Origin of the sequence: Brenneria sp. L4-2C (assembly GCF_040240335.1) — a bacterium.
Classification (GTDB): domain Bacteria; phylum Pseudomonadota; class Gammaproteobacteria; order Enterobacterales; family Enterobacteriaceae; genus Brenneria.
Map to the genome: position 1 here is coordinate 188,824 of NZ_JBEIAC010000006.1, position 18,859 is coordinate 207,682.

Consider the following 18,859-nt stretch of genomic DNA (forward strand, 5'->3'; position numbering starts at 1 on the left):
TCTTATGATGCGTCATGACATGAAAAAATAATGATTCAGTAAAGGTTTCCATAGCCATTACAGGTGAAAGACGTCGCCTAAATTTGCTGTATTGGGCCGGGATACCGTGCAACCAGCGCATCGGTGGTCAACAGCGTAATGCCCTCCATTGTCGCCTGCGCCACCAACAGACGATCAAAAGGATCTTTGTAAACGGCAGGCAGACTCTCGACCGAAACAACATGTTCGCTGGCGATAGGTAATTCGCTGTAACCATTATCCAGCAGCCCCCTGCGCAGCAATCGCACATCGACCTGAAAATCGTCACGTCCCAGCCCGCGCTTAATGACGACTTCCCAAAGACTGACTACGCTGAAAAAAGCTCATTTTCCGGCGAACCCAGCAACTTCGCTGTTGATGAAGACAGTTTTTCCGGCATGCCCACAGCAACACATGGGTGTCGAGTAAAAATTTCATTTGTCACCGCCGAAAAGCTGCTCAATCTCCCCTTCGCCCATCCGGTCAAAGTCATCGGGCACGTTGATGTTGCCCGCCATAAACCCTAACCGCCTTTCCTGCTGAGGCTCCGGCGCGCTCAATGCCGTTACTTTGACCAACGGCTTACCGGCTTTGGCTATGATAAAGGACTCCCCCTTCGCGGCCATATCAACCAGCCGGGACAAATGGGTTTTCGCCTCATGAATGTTCACTGTTTGCATAATACCTCCAGACGAACTAACGGACTAAGTCATATTAGTTTAGTTCAAAGGATAAAATGTCCAACGTCAGGATTTTAGTTTCTTGCCGCTTTTCCCCGCGTTTTTTTTCATTCTGTCCCGGCCTTTCCCACTACCGGAGCATATCATGAAGAAATCCCGTTTATGGCCCATCACCGTAATCCTTATCCTGTCAGCCTGTACAGCAAAGACGGCCACCGTTACGCCCTCCGAAACCCACACCCAGAGCATCTCCGCCACTCCCGCGCCCATTGAAGTCGTGCATACCGCACGATACACGCTGGTCAGTCTGACGCCGGATGAAACACTGACATTTCCACTGCGTCAGGTGACAAGCCATGCCCTTCCCGCGCCAAAGAAAAACCGGCCGACCGCCACCCGAGGCGATGCGCTGCGCGCCTGGCTTTCCGGCACCGGCTACGGACTGTGTCTGCCCGTGACCCGTGACACGCGGCAGCTATTTGCCAGCCCCCTGCCCGATATCCAGCGTTCAATGGGACCAATGCGAATAGACGATGCGCTCCGGGTGATTGCCGGAGAGGCATGGGTTATGAACACGGATGAAGTGACCCGCACCGTCTGTTTTCAACGCGCGCCCACCGACCGGTTGATGAGCTGACGGGAGGCGACATGAAAATCCTGCCCTTGTTGTTCGCCTGCGCCATACCACTGGCGCAGGCCGCCACCGAAACCGCCACGGACACCACCCGCAGCGCTGAAAAACCGTTGTCCACGCTCTCAGGCGCACAACGCTGGGGACTGACGCCGGAAGAATGGACGCGCTACGAACAACTCAAACGCGGCGAACGCGGCATCTGGTCGCCGGATCTCGATCCGCTCACCACACTCGGCGTGGAGGCCGCCACCGATGCCGAGCGCCGTAAATACGCCGACCTGCTGGTCGAAAAAGAGTTTCAGCGGGTGGAAAAAGAGCTGGCGTTTCAACGCGCCTACGACGCTGCGTGGAAACGCCGCTTCCCGGATGTGCTGCCGGTAGCCGCAGCCTCGCTCCCGACTGCGCATGAAGACAGCCGTCTGGCGGTTTTTGTGTCGGAAAACTGTCCGGCCTGCGATACCCGGCTCAGCGTCCTGCTTCAATCCGACCATCCGCTCGACCTCTATCTGGTCGACAGCAACAACGATGATGCCCGCCTGCGGCGCTGGGCCATCAGCAAACGTATTGATATTACGCGGGTGAAGCGCAGGGAAATTACCCTCAACCATGACGGCGGGCGCTGGATGCAAAATGGCCAGGGGAAAATGCCTGCGGTACTCGAACGCCGGGGGGACGCATGGCTGCCCGTTACCACACCCTGATATCCCTGTTTTTGCTGCCGTTCGCGCTGTCCGTCCATGCGGCGCCGGATATTCCCTATGGCTACCGGCAGGTCGCCTGGCTGAACAAGGTTCCGGCTGATCTTCTCTACGCCGTCGCGCTGACGGAAAGCGGCGCCCGCCTGGCGCAGGACGTCAGACCATGGCCATGGACGCTCAACGTAGCTGGAAAAGGTTACCGCTATGCCACCCGACAGCAAGCCTGCGCCGCCCTGCACCGGTTCCTGCGCACCACCAGCCCAAAGCGCATTGATGCCGGACTGGGACAAATCAATCTCGGCTGGAACGGCCACCATTTTTCCCATCCCTGTGAGGCGCTTGCGCCGTATCCCAATCTGCACCTCACCGCTACGTTGCTGCGCCGCCACTACGACAAATGGCAGAGCTGGCCCGAAGCCGTCGGACGCTACCACCGCCCGGCAGGCGGAAAACCGGCGCAACGCTATCGCCAGCAGGTTTTCCGTCACCTGTAATCTCCGCCATGAACTCATGAAATCAGAAAATAAGGAATTCATGCCATGCTGAAAGCCTTTTCCCCAACCATCGTTCTGCTTGCTACCACATTTCAGGCTGGCGCGTCACCGATCGTCATCGCCGATCTTGGCGGCGAATCCACCGCCCCGCTATTCAGCGCCATTGCGCCTGAACCGGACGCACCCGCCTCTTCTTCCGCACTTCCTGTTCCTTTACCGGAAGCCGTTTTCCCCGTTCTTTCCTCACGTCTGCATCCCGGCCCCGTCACACCGCGCCGATTGTCGCTGCCGGGCATGACACCGCTGTTTTTAATCGGCGACGACCCCCTTTCTGTGCAATGGCTGGGTAAAAACAAAACGAAGCTGACATCACTGAACGCCACCGGGCTGGTCGTCAGCGTGGCGTCCGCAGAACGTTTACGCGCACTGCGTGAAAAAGCGGGCGATCTTACGCTGCTCCCCGTCAACGGCGACGATTTGGCGCAGCGTCTGCAACTGGCTGCGTATCCGGTGCTCATCACGGCGTCCGGGCTGTCGCAATGAGCGACCGTCACGTCATCGAAACCCTGTTGCGTCCGGCAGTGGAACTCTACAGCGCCGCAGCGGGTCTGGCGGCAGGCGCCATCTGTCTGGTCGCGCCGTGGTCACTGATGCTCTCGCCTTCCGTCAGCTATCCGCTGGCCGGGGGCTTTCTGCTGTTTGCCGGATTCAGAGGACGGCAAGGGCTGACCATTTTGCGCTATCGACGCAATATTCGCCGGCTGCCGTGTTATGTAATGTCCAGCGATCGGGTGCCGGTCAGCCGCCACCTGCTGTTTATCGGACGCGGATTTCGCTGGGAGCAAAAACACACCCAGCGCCTGCATACCTGCCGACGACCGGAAGTCTCCAAATACGTGCATCCTCACTGGTTGTATCAACAGGCCCGGAAACTGGAAAAAGTCTGCGATGCGCCATTTCCTATTGTCCGACGCTGTCTCTCCCACAACCACTGGCTGAACCCGGTACGCCCGCTGCCCCCGGTTGGCGGCAGCCCCCTGCTGCACGGCATCGAACTGCATGAAACCGACGTCACCCTGCCGCTGGGCGAGCGTGTCGGTCATACTCTGGTCATGGGCACCACCCGCGTGGGCAAAACCCGGCTGGCAGAACTGTTTATTACGCAAGATATCCGCCGTGGCGAGGTCGTGATCATTTTTGATCCGAAAGGTGACGCGGATTTACTGCGCCGGACTTACGCTGAAGCGAAACGCGCCGGTCGCGAAGATGAATTTTACGTCTTCCATCTCGGCTGGCCGGATATCAGCGCGCGCTATAACGCCATCGGGCGATTTGGCCGTATCTCTGAAGTGGCCGGGCGTATCGCTGGACAGCTTTCCAGCGAGGGGGATAGCGCCGCATTTAAAGAGTTTGCGTGGCGATTTGTAAATATTATCGCTCGCGCCCTGATTGAACTGGGTCATCGACCGGACTACCTGCAAATCTCCCGGCACGTTATCAATATCGACGATCTGTTTATCCGCTATGCGCAGTATTACCTGCCAAAACATGAACCCAAAGCCTGGGATGTTATTGCGCAGATAGCCGGGAAAGTGACCGACAAAAATACGCCGCGTAATCTACAGGGTCGGGATAACTATGTCGTGGCGCTGGAGCAGTATCTGGCCGCAACACGGCTCTATGATCCCATTCTGGACGGTCTGCGCTCAGCGGTGCGTTATGATAAGACGTATTTTGATAAAATCGTGGCCTCATTACTGCCGTTATTAGAAAAGTTGACTACCGGGAAAACGGCGCAATTACTGGCCCCTTCGTACAGCGATCTGGACGATCCCCGCCCGATATTCGACTGGCAGCAGATCATCCGTAAGCGCGGTATTGTGTACGTGGGGCTGGACGCATTATCCGATACCGACGTAGCCGCCGCCGTGGGTAACAGTATGTTCGCCGATCTGGTCAGCGTTGCCGGATATATTTATAAATTCGGCGTCAATGATGGCCTGCCTGAGGATGAAAGCCAGACAAAAGTCCCGATTAATCTCCATTGCGACGAATTCAGCGAACTGATGGGCGATGAATTTATTCCGTTGATTAACAAAGGCGGCGGCGCAAATATCCAGGTCACCGCTTACACCCAAACGCTGAGTGATATTGAAGCTCGTCTCGGCAATGCGGCAAAAGCCCGGCAGGTTATCGGCAACTTCAACAATCTGATCATGCTGCGCGTGCGCGAAACCGCCACTGCAGAGCTGATGACCGCGCAGTTACACAATGTGGACGTGCTGACCAATACGGTCATCTCGGGCGTCACTGATTCCTCCAATCCCGATCATGAATCGGATTTTATCAGCAATACTCAGGATCGCGTCAGTGCCGTCAGCGTGCCGCTTATCGACCCGGCTGCATTGATCCAGCTTCCGAAAGGACAAGCTTTCGCTCTGTTGGAAGGCGGGCAATTATGGAAAATCAGGATGCCGCTACCCGCAGCAATTGACGACACCTTTATGCCAGACAGTGTCCTGCAACTGACGGAATATATGAAAGCTAGTTATCGTACCGGGGAGCAATGGTGGAATAGCGCAACACTCCCCGATACCGTCCCCCATCATGCAGATTTGCTGTCCACACTACAGGAAGGAATGGATGAGTGAGACCCCGAACCAGCCTGTTGCCCACCCAAAAGGAGTACTTTCCACGCTGTTGTCGAGTCTGGGAAAGATCTGCGCAGCGCTTATCGGTTCGTTGTTTTTCAGCCTGATTGTTGAATGGCTGGGGATCGCTTTTCTTTGGTCCGAACAAGGCGCGGAACACAGCCGTATAATGATGGAGACGGAATTAAACTGGTTTGCGGAAAATGTCACCCGGAGTTTGCTAATGTCGGATCCGGTGAACCAACTGGATATTATTCTGGGTAAAACATGGCAGTGGGTATTTATGGATACCGGATTCGTTCCCTGGCTGGAACAGCTACGCCATAAACAAGACAGCGACTGGTTTTACTGGTTAGACAGTTATGTCAAAGCAACGATTTATATCACGCTGACCTTTGTACTGAGAGTATTTATTCTGCTATTAACCTCTCTACTCTTTATCCTCGCGGCGCTGACTGGGATCGTTGACGGACTGGTGCGTCGTGATATTCGCCGTTTCGGCTGTGGATACGAGTCCGGCTTTATCTATCATCACGCCAAAAGAACCATTATCCCGACGTTTTTTCTGGCGTGGATGATTTATCTTTCATTGCCGTCCTCCATCAATCCCTGCGTGATTTTATTGCCGGCGGCATTTCTGCTGGGGGTGACGGTTTCAATTACAGTGGGGGCGTTTAAGAAATACATGTGAACATCTAAATAAAATAACTTTCACCTTGATGCTTCACGTCTAATCGTGCGAGACCTGTTATGATCTACATGTGTAGCGCTATTATGCGAAGCTATTTAATATAATGCGAGCACCAAACATGAGAAACATCTAACTTACAATCTATTTCTATTAAAATGCCACACACCAACAGAAATCCGCTCCAGGCAACAATTTCCCGAAACAAATAAACATAGCCTACAGATGAAACTGGAAAGATGATAACATTTGAATTGGTTATTAACCGGATTAGGCGATGAGCCATTATTTTCTGGCGAAAAAAAAATCCAACACACCTTATATATAGAAGTGGATATTTCATATAAAAACACTGACAATACCAGTTATAACAAAATATTCAACATCAGAGAACATGATTATAAGAAATAATCACCACCAATAGATTGAATTATATAATAATGAGTATCCTACTATTCATAACAACCAGATTTTTATAAAAAGACTATTCCGCCATACTATAGCAAATGCTAAAATCAACAAACATATGGGGGAGGATACTAATATGTATAGAGAAGAGTATACAAGATCGATTGTAAGAGACCCCGGGAAATAGAATCAACGTGTAACTGTGAAGATATATTACCGAATATGGAACGAGTGAGAATGATTCTTCACCATTAATTCACCAGATTTAATCACTATTTTCTGAGCATATAAATCGAGAATAAACCCACTTATCTCCTAGCTTTGAGGGGGTAGGTAGAATCAGTAATATTGGTTCATCGGCAACGGATCTAAATATAAAATAGCTCATATTACCTATTGGCAGCATGGGGGCCTGGCAAACCAGTAGAAATATTTAGGCGAAATGTTTTTTTCTATCCCCAATGATATATCAGAACAACAAGCAGCTATCGGTCATATTAATTCCATGACAGCATTATTAATCACGTCAGAAAGATTACCACTTAGAGATAACGTAAATCTTATAATTAATGCGGCTAATTCATCGATTGGAAGAATGCTTATTCGCATCGCCAACTGCATGAAAAAAAACCAAATAACCATCATAAGACATAGGCCTGAAAAAGGTTTTATTAATAATTACACAGTCTACAGCATCATAATACTTGGCAATAGGAACTACTATAATGAACTTAATTAAATAAAAAATCAGATGGTGTTGACGCCGTACTTGATTGTGTGGGTGGATATGATGCTATGTGCACATCTTATGCACTAAAACGTGGAGGGCAATTCATTCATTATGGTTTTTTATCTGACTAGAGTGTTCCACCTTCGTTTTGGAAAGAGAGGCCTGATATTGATTTTCCTCATTTTCACCTTAAGCATTGAATTCACGTAACTGAGAACAACTCAATACAAGATAAAATTAATGAGGTAATGAAACTCATAAAGGACAATGTTATATACAAAAATACATCGAATACATTTGACATTAAAGATGTCTCCATATATCATCAATTTAATAACAACAAGAAAAACCAAAGGAAAATTATTATTCAGGTATTGTTCTCCTTGTAATACACCTTTTTTATTTGGCGACAACGAATGACTACATCATGAAAACACAAGTTCCTTTCTGGACTTTTCTCTTCAACTAACCTACTCATAACGTTGCTCCCCCCAAAAAAACGTATTGTTATTTTATAAAATGCATAAATTGGAAGATCTTCATTAGGCACCAAATAGGGGAAAACAGGCCGGTCCCCAGAGATCCATCGCGACATGAGGGCAAAATTGGCCTAAACTAATGGCAAGTAAGTTCAGTAGCAGAGTGATAAGAGATTCTCGCTGGAAATGTGAAAGTAGTTATCATCGCAGAACATTCGATCTACGTTTTCCGACCGCAGATATTATCCTATGGTTGGATACATCACATATTCATGAAACGTATTGCAATTATGTCTCTGCGTAACAAACAACGCTCTGATTTACCTGATGGCTGTTCCGAGAAAATTGATGCAATATCTGGCTTTGTTGAATAATTCAGAGCCAGCCAACAGCAGGGTTCCCACCGATGCACTCGTTATGCGATCCTGACGCTGTCCTGCATCCCCAACAACGTCATCCGGTTAAGCGCTTTAACCATTGCCATCGCTTCGCCTGCCTGCGCGTCATAATCCCGCAGGCTCAGATGACCGCCCAGAGGGTTTTGATTCGGAATCATCGTCGTTTCTGCCACTGAATGCCGGTGATAACCAGCTTTATTTTTCCAGGTATCATTACTGCCGCTCAGATACTGATTCGCCACGGCGCGGTTACACTCTTGGTACTTGTCTGCCGGTAGTGCGCACCGCTTCGTGGCGGAATAAGTGGCCTGATTTTTTTCCTCAGCAACCCATCATGACAGTAACGGGTGTCATAAGCACCGTCAGCTAATGCTTCCCTGATTTTCCGGTAGGTCTGGTTAATCAGTCCCGGCAGTGCCTGCGCATCTGTCGTACCGCTGAGCGATAAATCGGCACAGATAATATCATGCGTTGTACTGTCCGCGGCCAGATGACGCTTGCACTATACTCTGTGCCTGTCAGCCCCATGCTGCCTGACTTTCCATTCGCCTTCGCCGAAGACTTTCAGTCCGGTGGCGTCAATGTCGAGGTGGGAGATTTCGCCACGGGTAGGCATTTTTATACTGATATTGACGCCCTTTGCTCGTTTGCTCGTTTGCTCGTTTGCTCGTTTGCTCGTTTGCTCGTTTGCTCGTTTGCTGACCAGAGAGTAATCCGGGCAACATAATACAGGTCATTAATTTAAAAATAGAGTCAATGAAGCCCTGTAATGCGCGGAGCGAAAGGTTAAACACATCAGAACCGTTGTGATGGCCATATCGGTGTAGTGAAACGGTCGGCCACGACCTTCAGGGTGAGCACAATCAGTCCATGCACGAGCCACCCAGTCAGGGAGGCACGCTGCCTGAGCGCATTGTTGTAGGCAGACCAGTTGGAAATTTTAAACTTTTGCTTTGCCATGGCAGCCCACTGTTGAAACGACTTTCGTGATAAGATCCGCCAATTGCCTAAAAGTTCGATTTATTCAACTAAGCCGCAATATTTATGTCGTTCCTTCGATATGAATGGCACTCCAATCGTTATGAACGACCAGCTATAGAGACTGACCGGCGAGCGAAGGAGGCGAGTATTCCTGTTATCCATCAACACAGTAAATCGAAGTCCACAGATTTGTTTCTGTGATTACGTCATGATCCCCGAAATTCCGATAAGGCTTCATCTGATACAGATTGCAAAAATCAGGATGTGTTCTCTACAGTGACCCAAGATACGCTTCTCCACATTCAACCTAAAATCTTTCATTTTCAATAAAATTCAATTAATTAGCGTCGTCACCACAATATACTAAGTTATTTAATACGCCCTTCACGGAAGCCACATCGATGTAAGTCAGATATCTACATATATTCAGTTAGTGATGAGACCTTGATCACAATATTGTGTTGATTACATTGTCAATACCAGTTTTTTATTAAATTATACATGTGGATTGTGACTGCAAAGCGGATTGTGGCTGCATAGCGGGCAAAACCTGATTTGGCGAAGTTTCTATTTCAATAGGAATTTCTCCAAATCAGGTTTTTTTTTCCTAAAAATAAAGGCGGGTTTTTATTATGAAAACGGTGGACTCAACATCAGCCATACTGCGTGAAATAGGTGGAGTCGAGAACATTGTTTCACTATCCCATTGCATGACACGTTTAAGATTTGTATTAATAAATGACGATACAATTGACGATGTACGCGTTAAAAATATCGCAGGCGTAATGGGGATATCCCGCCGAGGCGGACAATATCAGATAATAGTTGGGACGGATGTATCTCGGTTTTACGCCGATTTAATGAAATTAATATCAGTAAATGATAATGCTGACCAGTTAGTCCTGCCAAAAGAAAACCTATCAGAACGCGGCAAATCGTTGTCAATCAAACAAATTGGCAACGCAATCCTTGATGTTATTACCGGAACCATGAGCTCCCTGCTGCCGGTGCTTATTGGCTGCGGAATGATTAAGATAGTTATCCTGCTTTTGGACTTATTCAATATATCGACAGAATATCCCACGATCAAGATCCTCAGCATTATCAGTGATACGGCATTTTACTTTATGCCTATCATGGTGGCCTATTCGGCTGCGGTGAGGATGAAATGCAGCCCGTTGTTATCAGTCGCCACCGTGAGTATTCTTATTCATCCTGATCTTATTTCGATGTTTACACAAGGGAATTCGTCATTTTTAACCATTCCTGTGGTAGCTTCGCATTATGCTTCGTCAGTTATTCCCGCCTTTCTTATCGTATGGTTTTTATCTATCATAGAACCTATTGCCGATAAGTATATTTCAGGATGGGCTAAAACAATTTTAAAACCCATGTTGATACTGCTAGTTTGCGTCCCTGTTTCATTGATTCTGCTGGCGCCATTGGGAAATATTATTGGCTCGGGGATCGCGTCGGTAATTATTTCGGCCAGCCAGGGAAGTTTCAGTTGGCTGACGTTGGGTATCTTTTCAGCAGTATTGCCGTTTTTTATCGTTACCGGCATGCATTGGGCGATGGTGCCCTATATGATTAGCTCAATGGGAACAAGCGGACACGAGTCCATTGTATTACCGGCCATGTTGGCGGTAAATATCGGATTTTCCGCCGCCAGTGCGGCCGTCGCCTGGAAAACTAAAAATACCAATCTGAAAGCCATTTCGATTTCCGGATTCATCACCGCAGCGATATCCGGCATAACCGAACCCGTTATTTATGGCGTGGCGTTAAAACTTCGCAAGCCCTTCATTGCAACGATGATTGGGTCAGGGATAACGGGTATCTTTATCGGTGTGGTGTCACTTAAAGCATATGCATTCAGCGTGCCCTCTTTGGTAGCGATATTAATGTTTATGAAAAGCAGCGAGTATGCCAATTTAATTTACGCGGTAACTGCGGCGGTAATGTCTTTCATACTATGTTTTACCATGACATTAGTTTTGGGATGGAATGACCCTGAAGATTAATGAAAATCCATTTAGATTTTTAAATAAAGAGCAGAGATAATCTATGAAAATTGGAATTATCGGCACCGGAATGATCGTTAATGATTTACTGACCACGGTCAACGAGTTGGATATCAAATTAGTCGCTATTTTGGCAACAGAAGCCACGATTGAAGAAGGTCGTAAATTAAGCGATGCCTATGGAATTGAGCATGTTTTTATTGACTATAACAGCTTGCTACAGAGCGATGTCGACACTATCTATATCGCTCTCCCGAATCATTTACATTTCGTCTTTGCAAAACAAGCGCTGGAAAAAGGAAAACACGTCATTATTGAAAAGCCGATTGTTCCTTATAAATCCGAGCTTATTGAAATGCAACAGATCGCTCAGGCTAACAACCTGATAATTCTTGAGGCAATGAATATTCATTACCTTCCTGCATTTACGTTACTGAAAGAAAAAATCAAGATATTGGGTGAAATAAAAATCGCTCAATTTAATTACAGCCAGTACTCATCAAGATACGCAGATTTCAAGAAAGGTATAATTCATCCAGCATTCGATGCGCAAAAGCATGGCGGCGCATTAATGGATTTGAACATTTATAACATACATTCCATTATTGGATTATTCGGTTCGCCAAAAGCATCGCAATACTTTTCAAATGTAGAGAAAGGCGTCGACACCAGCGGGATTCTCTATTTAGACTATGGTAAATTCAAAGTGTCCAGCATTGGCGCAAAAGATTGTAAAGCGCCGATTATGATATCGATTCAAGGAACTGAAGGTAATATTACTATAGAAAGCTCTATGAACGTTCTTAAATCATTCACTCTGAATAAAAACACGGGTGAATCGGAGTTAATTGATAGTAACGATAACAAACACCGACTATATTATGAGTTTGAAACATTTTCTCATATCATAGATAATTTGGATTATGAGCGCGCTCATGCTATGTTGGACGTCAGTTTACAAGCCTTGGATATTATTGATTCCGCACGAATCAATAAAGGGGGATATTAAGAATGAAAAGCAATAAGATGCTTACCGTCGGTTATATCGGAAATGGTAAAAGTACCAATAGATACCATTTACCCTTTGTATTACAGAGAAAAGACAAATTTCATGTAAAAACGATTTACTCCCCCAATAAAGGGAAAAAAGACTGGGTGGAGATCCCCGATGTCACATACACAAACGAAATCAATGTTCTGTTAAATGATGCCGATATTGATCTGATTGTGATCTGTACGCCCGCCGTCACCCATTACGAACTGGCAAAACAAGTTCTTAATGCCAATAAGCATTGTCTGGTGGAAAAACCCTTCACTCACACCACCAGCCAGGCAAAAGAATTATTCGAATTGGCGAAAAACAAAAATCGAGTAATTCAATGTTATCAAAACAGAAGATTGGACAGTGATTTTCTTACTACCCAGAAAGTCATTGAATCAGGAAAATTAGGCGATCTGCTGGAAGTAGAAATGCACTATGACTATTATCGTCCCTACTTCCCGGAACAATGTAAAAATTATGCACAGATCGATAGCTACCTATACGGTCATGGATGTCATACATTAGATCAAGTATTATCTTATTTTGGTAATCCCGATCGTATTCATTATGATGTTCGCCAGTTGCTTGGCGAGGGCAGAATGAATGATTACTTTGATCTGGACTTATATTACGGCATTGTTAAAGTATCGGTAAAATCCAGTTTCTTCAGAGTAAAAGAACGCCCCAGTTTTGTCGTATATGGCAAACACGGAATGTTCATCAAAGAGAAAAAAGATCGGCAGGAAGAACATTTAAAACTTTTTTACTTACCCGATCACGACGACTTTGGCGTAGATAATCCCAGCGACTATGGAACCATCATTTATTATGATGATGAAGGTACTTATCATGAAGAGAAAGTCACTTCCGAAGTAGGCGATTATGGACGTATTTATGATATGCTTTATGAGTCCATCGTGAGTGGTAAAGAAAAATTTGTTTCTGATGAACAAACGATATTGCAAATATCCGTCCTGGAGGAAGGAACGGCTCACCTAAAATAATCGTTATCTTGGGAATGAAGTTATTTTCAACACTTCATTTCCTATTTTTCCGTTATGCGACTATTCTAACCTCCCGGCTTAGTTGAATGAAAATACTGGATGTTGCTTCATATTGAATTAAAAAAATAAAGTGCTATTTTAGCATGCATATCTGTTACTTTATTGGCAGGTAAACCTGAATCTTTCAGATTTTTTCTGAGGTTATGATGAAAATTGCCAAAGTCATTAACCACAACATCGTTGTGGTCTTGGACGAAAACCATCGAGAGCAGGTCGTTATGGGGCTCGGCATAGGATTTAAAAAAAAAACCAACGATATGCTTGATGACAGAAAAGTTGAAAAAATATTTGCTTTAAAAAATGATGAAATCACGTTCAGATTAAGCGAGCTACTCGGCCAGATTCCTATTGAAGTGATGACGACATGCGATCGTATTATCAACGTATCAAAGCAAAAACTGGGGGAATTGCAGGAAAATATTTATATCTCACTTACCGATCACTGCTACTCCGCGCTTGAACGCCATAAGAAAGGCATCAATATCCGCAACGTATTGTTATGGGAAATAAAACGTCTTTATCCTAAAGAATATCAACTGGGTCTTGAAGCGATTGATATCATTGACAATCGTCTTGGCGTCAGAATGACTGAGGATGAAGCGGGCTTCATTGCATTACATCTGGTCACTGCTCAACTCGGTCATGAAATGCCAGAAGTAATCCACATTACTCAAATAGTAAATGAAGTTCTGGATATCACGAAATATCAGCTCAATTTGGAGTATAAAGAGGATAACTTAAGTTACCATCGCTTTGTTACTCATCTAAAGTTCTTTGCGCAACGGATGCTGAACCGCTCTACGGTTCAGGATGACGATACCAATTTACACTCTGCGATCAAAATCAATTATAGTCAAGCGTGGGAATGTGCGGAAAAGATTAAAGCGCATCTGCTGAATCACTATCAGTATGAATTAACAATAGAAGAAGTGATGTTTCTTGCCATTCATATCGAACAGATTCGTAAAGATAACCGGTGCTAAGTCGAACATGATAACAACTGCAAGGAATTAAGGTTATACGTAATCTGGTTTGTCGTCTTTAAGCGTATCGTTACTCCTGACTGATCTTGCCCAGCAACGGTGGACACAGCCTTAAGCGAGGTTTCTTTCCTCAAATTGCACCGGGCTTAGCCCGCCGTTGGCACTATGCCGTCGGTGCCAATTGTAGTCTATCTCGATATACTCGAATACCGCCGATTTCATCTCCTCCCGCGTGTTGAACCTCTCTCCGTGGATTAGCTCCACTTTCAGGCTGTGGAAGAAGCTTTCCGCACAGGCGTTATCAAAACAACAGTCCTTTGCGCTCATACTGCATATCAGTCCATTGTCTTTTATAACACCCTGATAATCATGGGAACAATACTGGCTACCTCTGTCAGAATGAACTATCACGCCTCGCGGCATCTTTCGCCGCCACAGCGCCATTTTCAGCGTATTGCACGCCAGTTCCGCCGTCATTCGTTCCGACATTGACCAACACACCACCCGACGCGAATACAGGTCGATAACCACCGCCAGGTACAGCCAGCCTTCCTCTGTCCACAGATAGGTGATATCCCCAACGTACTTCTGGTCCGGCCCCGTTGCACTGAAGTCCTGTTGCAACAGGTTCGGCGCCACCGGCAGGTTATGCCGGCTGTTTGTCGTGGCTTTGAACTTACGCGCCGCTCTGGCCCGTAATCCCTGACGTCACAGACTGGCTGCCACCGTTTTACGGTTCCAGCCATGGCCGGCTTCACGCAACGCCTGCGTCAAACGGGGCGCGCCATAGCGCTGTTTTGCCTGTATAAAAGCTTGCGCCACCCGCTCATCACACTGCTGGCGGCGCATCTGCCGCAGCGAGGAGGATTGCCGGCGCTTCAGCCACTGCGCGAGACACGCAACACCCGGGCCAGGCTTTTCACTGAGAACGCCGCCTGATGTTGGTGTATAAAAGCGTACTTCACTTCAGGCGTCTGGCGAAGTAGGTGGCCGCCTTTTGGAGGATGGCCAGTTCCTCATCCCGCTCGGCCAGTTGGCGCTTGAGGCGGGCGATTTCTGTTGCCTGTTGCTGCTCACGCTCAGAGGTGGAGCCCTGCTGACGTTGTTTACTGCGCCAGACGTAGAGTTGAGAGTCGTGCAGGCCGAGCTCCCGGGCAGCTTTGGCCACACCGATGCGCTCAGCCAGCGCCAGCGCCTGCTGGCGAAATTCCGGGGTATATTGATTACGGGATGTCTTCTTCACAGATTTTGCTTGCGTCATGGTTCACCTTGTTAACGATTTTACTCGCTTAACAGCGTGTCCACTATTCGTGGGTAGGATCAGACAGCTCAAAGTCCGACGTACTGGTCAGTGGGAAAAACAGTGTTGTGCTCCGATTGATTAACCGATACGGAGAAATTTATGAGAATGTTTTGGTTCGTCATTACCTGCGCCATCTATCAACCAAACACGCAAAATCAAGTGCTCGTCGCTCCATAACTCTCAGCTGTTTATAGTTAGGCAAAATTCTCTTCAACAAGACTGACACTGACGCCCCTAGCTGGCAGAACAAGCGACTGGTTTTTCATCACAAAATTGCCACTCAACAATGCTTTTCTATCTTCCCACGAATAGATCACTTCTATCGCCTTCGCTGAGGTAGTAAAACTGAAAAATACCGCCATACCCTGTACCATTGATACAGCACTGGGCAATCGGCAGGATGCTAAATTACTGATAGTTCACCACCCATTCGACTTTTTACTAGCGCCAAAATTTCCGTTTCGTCCTCCGGCGATAGAACCTGAAATGCTAAATAGCTTATATGGACACCTCCCCGATACAAGTACGGGCAGATCTTTTTCTGACAAAGTAGCCACACACATATATCCGGCTTCGTGAGCCCTGATGAACATCCGCACTCTCTGCCCTCATTAGTGCCATGGCTTGTTACAGCCCGGCTATTTGCCAGGTTTACAAAGAGTCGGTTCTACCTGTCAGCACATCAACTCTTGGGACTTATTAAAATCAGTTAGTTACTTGATCATGTACGCTGTCTTCTGGTTTATAAGCGCCCAGGCTATTCGGGCATTTTTGTTGGCAAGCGCCACTACAGCCTTATTCACGCCACTTCGGGCAATAACACCCTTCAGCCATCGCTGAAAACCACCACACCGTTCTTCCGGGAGGTTAATAATCCGGTAAACCACTGAGCGAGCGCCGTGGATAAGTAACCCACGCAGATAACCATCTCCACGTTTTGTTATCCCGGGTAGTCTGACCTTACCACCACTACTGTACTCTTTCGGAACCAGACCCAGATAGCTGGCAAAGTGCCGGCCATTCTGAAAATCTGTGCTGTCACCCAGCGCCACCGTCAGGGCTGAAGCGCCCAGTGGCCCGATACCGGGTATGCTTTCCAGCCGGAGAGTATCCTCATTTTGCTGACTGATACGCGCAAGACGCAGGTCCGGTTCTTTAATTCGCTGCTGACTGCCCTGAAGTTCCTGCAACATTTCGTGGAACAGTTGACGGCTGAGCGTGGTGAGCTCATTTCCCGCATCCTCCAGGTAATCTGGCAGGCACGCCATGATTTTATGGGCCCCTTCCGGTATGGCGATACCGTATTCCAGGCCCAGACCCCGTATCTGGTTAATCAGCGCGGTTTTGTTTTTCATCAGCCGCTGGCGAACCCTGTGCAGACACTGAATATCCTGCTGTTCAAGAGATTTCTCCGGCACATAGCGCATACTCGGGCGACTGTCAGCTTCTACAATTGCCGCTGCATCATTTTTATCGTTTTTACTGCCCATCCTGAAGGGAGCGACATACTGTGGACTGATTTGCCTGACGTCATGTCCGTATTGCCTGAACTGGCGAGACCAGTAATTCGCACTGCCGCACGCTTCCATTACAATACGGGACGGAGGCTGCTGAGCAATGAACGCCATCAGTTTTTCACGGTTGATCATTTTGTTCGCTTTCTTCCTGCTCTGCGCAGACACGATGTTCACCTGAAAAACTCGCGTTGCCAGATCAATTCCGATAATTTGTTCCATGGGACACCTCTTCATGTTGCTGTTGGTTTGCACTTACAGCATGGCTCACTGAGGCCTTTGTGGGGAGGTGTCCATTTCATTAGCGCCTAATATCGCTACATTTTTGCCAGCCCATGCCTGCCTCCCGGGAATGGGCTGACGGTTTCCATAAAATAACGAACTTTATTCAACAGTTGCCACATTGAACGGCACTGATGGTTGCGGGTGATTGTGTCGTGCAGTGCCTGCCACAGACGCTCAACATGGTTAACCCACGGCGAGTAAACCGGCTGGGAAATCACCCTGAACTTCGGATTCTGTTTCAGCCAGCGCTGCGTTTCCCGGCTTTTATGGATAATATAATTGTCCACAATGAGGGTGATCGTTTTTGCCCGCCGGTACGTTGTCTTCAAATGCTTTAACAGGCTGATAAATAAGACTGAACTTTTGCTGCTGCCTCCAGCATAGCTGACTTTACCTGTGCTGCTGTGTAACGCCCTGCCAGATAGTACTTTTCATTCTGACCGGGCGTCACTATGCGTTTCTGCTGGCCGCGTACCTGCCAGTCCGCGCCGATTTTGGGGTTGAGATGGATATCCACCTCATCTTCGTAAAACACCGGGTTTTCTGTGCTGCATTTCTCCAGCGCCTGATGAATTTCCGCCATTCTTTCTTTTTTGTGCGGGTCGCGGATGCACAGTGTGGGAGCAGCTTTTCGCCACACCAGTCCGATAGCGGGTAACCAGCGGCGGAGTGTCCCGGCATGCACCTGAAAACCCGGTTATCTCATTGATTTTTATTGCCATCAGTTCTGTGCTCCAGCGGGAACGCTGATAACCAAAATCGCCTGGCGTGTGTTTTACCAGTCGACGCAGCAACGCACAAATATGCTCATACGGCCACTGACGCCCGCGCCCCGCAGGTAAAGAGACGAGACCTTCAATACCCGACAGCGTAAACCAGTTAATCCAGCGTCCCACTGATGAGCGGGCACAGCAGAGCGTTCTGGCGACGTCGCTGACACGTTCGCCCCAATGTAACATCAACATGGCGGTCAGTCTGCGGGCATGGTTTTATCACGTGTTTTATGGATAGTTTTCTGCATCAGGCGCCGTTCGGTACGGGGTATTGGTGCAATGTTCGGCATCGCTCAGTCCGGTTGGTGATTTGTGATGTTTGGTGATTGATCAGATCGCATAATCCGGACGGAGTTCCCACAAATTGATCTACTATTCCGCGCAGCTATTTAGGCTCAGGCCAGCCAGTTCATCATCAGCGGTATAAAAATAGGCTAACGACACGTCCAGCACATCCGCTTGCCGTTGAATCGTCTCGGAGTCGGCCTCATGCACGCCCTTTTCATAGCGATTGATACGGGGACTGGCGACAAACTCATCGATCCCGGCCTCAATGCCGAGTTGTTTTTGCGATAGCCCTTCCCCTGGCGCGCCTGCTTAAGCCGCTGATAGAAAATAGCGTGGTAATTGGGTTTGCTCTTCATGGCTACGATAATCGTAGTTTTTTTGCTTGAACGTCATACTACGAATAATGTAGCATCAGGTGGTACATGTTCCTTTTACGACGAAAAGTTAGGGGATTTACATGAAAAACGACTGGCATCAGGCGGATATCATCGCCGCCTTACGCAAACAGAGTACGACCATGGCCGCGCTTTCTCGTTCTGCCGGATTGAGTTCATCGACGCTGGCAAATGTTCTGACACGTCCCTGGCCGAAAGGAGAATGGTTAATCGCCGAGAAGTTGGGCATTTACCCTGCCGAGATCTGGCCAAGTCGTTACTATGATTCTGAGGGAAGATTAATCGACCGTAAGATAAAAATCAGAGGGAAGCGGGCTAAGTAACACGAA

At 47.7% G+C, this 18,859-nt stretch carries 15 protein-coding genes and 4 pseudogenes; 11 read left to right on the forward strand and 8 right to left on the reverse strand.

What is annotated here, in order from left to right:
• Window positions 1–77: 77 nt before the first annotated feature.
• On the reverse strand, window positions 78–326 hold the full coding sequence (locus ABRZ26_RS11765; RefSeq protein WP_223881679.1) for a type II toxin-antitoxin system VapC family toxin: 249 nt from the start codon (window positions 324–326) through the stop codon (window positions 78–80).
• Window positions 327–452: 126 nt separating this feature from the next.
• Window positions 453–698, reverse strand: coding sequence for a type II toxin-antitoxin system Phd/YefM family antitoxin (locus ABRZ26_RS11770; RefSeq protein ID WP_150437303.1), 246 nt, complete (start codon window positions 696–698; stop codon window positions 453–455).
• Window positions 699–843: 145 nt separating this feature from the next.
• On the opposite strand from ABRZ26_RS11770, the gene pilL2 reads away from it, so the two are divergent.
• The 6 genes from pilL2 to ABRZ26_RS11800 are packed head-to-tail and all read left to right on the forward strand — an operon-like array spanning window position 844 to window position 5,866.
• Complete coding sequence (gene pilL2, locus ABRZ26_RS11775) at window positions 844–1,335, forward strand: PFGI-1 class ICE element type IV pilus protein PilL2 (RefSeq protein WP_150437302.1); 492 nt, start codon at window positions 844–846, stop codon at window positions 1,333–1,335.
• A gap of 11 nt (window positions 1,336–1,346) precedes the next feature.
• The gene (locus tag ABRZ26_RS11780; RefSeq protein ID WP_150437301.1) at window positions 1,347–2,033 is read left to right on the forward strand and encodes a TIGR03759 family integrating conjugative element protein; all 687 of its coding nucleotides are present in this window, start codon (window positions 1,347–1,349) and stop codon (window positions 2,031–2,033) included.
• Window positions 2,009–2,524 carry a lysozyme family protein gene (locus ABRZ26_RS11785; protein WP_150437300.1) on the forward strand — a complete coding sequence of 172 codons (516 nt, stop codon included), beginning with the start codon at window positions 2,009–2,011 and terminating at the stop codon, window positions 2,522–2,524. Before ABRZ26_RS11780 ends, ABRZ26_RS11785 begins: the two co-directional genes overlap by 25 nt.
• Before the next feature lie 45 nt (window positions 2,525–2,569).
• Complete coding sequence (locus ABRZ26_RS11790; protein ID WP_150437299.1) at window positions 2,570–3,067, forward strand: integrating conjugative element protein; 498 nt, start codon at window positions 2,570–2,572, stop codon at window positions 3,065–3,067.
• Window positions 3,064–5,175 carry a type IV conjugative transfer system coupling protein TraD gene (gene traD / locus ABRZ26_RS11795; protein WP_150437298.1) on the forward strand — a complete coding sequence of 704 codons (2,112 nt, stop codon included), beginning with the start codon at window positions 3,064–3,066 and terminating at the stop codon, window positions 5,173–5,175. The genes ABRZ26_RS11790 and traD overlap by 4 nt, the downstream gene beginning before the upstream one ends.
• Window positions 5,168–5,866, forward strand: a complete 699-nt coding sequence (locus ABRZ26_RS11800) for a TIGR03747 family integrating conjugative element membrane protein (RefSeq protein WP_150437297.1) — start codon at window positions 5,168–5,170, stop codon at window positions 5,864–5,866. The genes traD and ABRZ26_RS11800 overlap by 8 nt, the downstream gene beginning before the upstream one ends.
• Before the next feature lie 2,029 nt (window positions 5,867–7,895).
• Here the strand turns inward: ABRZ26_RS11800 and ABRZ26_RS11805 are convergent.
• Window positions 7,896–8,838, reverse strand: a pseudogene (locus tag ABRZ26_RS11805) (IS5 family transposase).
• Between the two features lie 653 nt (window positions 8,839–9,491).
• Between ABRZ26_RS11805 and ABRZ26_RS11810 the strand changes: the two are divergent.
• The 4 genes from ABRZ26_RS11810 to licT all read left to right on the forward strand — a co-directional run bounded on the left by ABRZ26_RS11810 (window position 9,492) and on the right by licT (window position 13,972).
• On the forward strand, window positions 9,492–10,883 hold the full coding sequence (locus tag ABRZ26_RS11810; protein WP_150437296.1) for a PTS transporter subunit EIIC: 1,392 nt from the start codon (window positions 9,492–9,494) through the stop codon (window positions 10,881–10,883).
• A gap of 43 nt (window positions 10,884–10,926) precedes the next feature.
• Window positions 10,927–11,892, forward strand: coding sequence for a Gfo/Idh/MocA family protein (locus ABRZ26_RS11815; RefSeq protein ID WP_150437295.1), 966 nt, complete (start codon window positions 10,927–10,929; stop codon window positions 11,890–11,892).
• A gap of 2 nt (window positions 11,893–11,894) precedes the next feature.
• On the forward strand, window positions 11,895–12,929 hold the full coding sequence (locus ABRZ26_RS11820) for a Gfo/Idh/MocA family oxidoreductase (protein ID WP_223881672.1): 1,035 nt from the start codon (window positions 11,895–11,897) through the stop codon (window positions 12,927–12,929).
• 206 nt (window positions 12,930–13,135) lie between these two features.
• Window positions 13,136–13,972 (forward strand): BglG family transcription antiterminator LicT, encoded by an 837-nt coding sequence (gene licT, locus ABRZ26_RS11825; RefSeq protein ID WP_319604390.1) that lies wholly within the window; start codon window positions 13,136–13,138, stop codon window positions 13,970–13,972.
• A 111-nt stretch (window positions 13,973–14,083) separates the two neighbouring features.
• Here the strand turns inward: licT and ABRZ26_RS11830 are convergent.
• The 5 genes and pseudogenes from ABRZ26_RS11830 to ABRZ26_RS11850 form a co-directional block, all read right to left on the reverse strand.
• A pseudogene (locus tag ABRZ26_RS11830) lies at window positions 14,084–15,233 on the reverse strand (IS3 family transposase).
• Between the two features lie 236 nt (window positions 15,234–15,469).
• Window positions 15,470–15,637, reverse strand: coding sequence for a hypothetical protein (locus tag ABRZ26_RS11835; RefSeq protein ID WP_172290870.1), 168 nt, complete (start codon window positions 15,635–15,637; stop codon window positions 15,470–15,472).
• 351 nt (window positions 15,638–15,988) lie between these two features.
• Window positions 15,989–17,011: an IS110 family RNA-guided transposase gene (locus tag ABRZ26_RS11840; protein WP_150435047.1), complete on the reverse strand. Its 1,023-nt coding sequence runs from the start codon at window positions 17,009–17,011 to the stop codon at window positions 15,989–15,991.
• A 95-nt stretch (window positions 17,012–17,106) separates the two neighbouring features.
• A pseudogene (locus ABRZ26_RS11845) lies at window positions 17,107–18,137 on the reverse strand (IS630 family transposase).
• 82 nt (window positions 18,138–18,219) lie between these two features.
• Window positions 18,220–18,491: pseudogene (locus ABRZ26_RS11850) on the reverse strand (helix-turn-helix domain-containing protein).
• Between the two features lie 101 nt (window positions 18,492–18,592).
• On the opposite strand from ABRZ26_RS11850, the gene ABRZ26_RS11855 reads away from it, so the two are divergent.
• The gene (locus ABRZ26_RS11855) at window positions 18,593–18,853 is read left to right on the forward strand and encodes a helix-turn-helix domain-containing protein (RefSeq protein ID WP_172290869.1); all 261 of its coding nucleotides are present in this window, start codon (window positions 18,593–18,595) and stop codon (window positions 18,851–18,853) included.
• Window positions 18,854–18,859 lie beyond the last annotated feature (6 nt).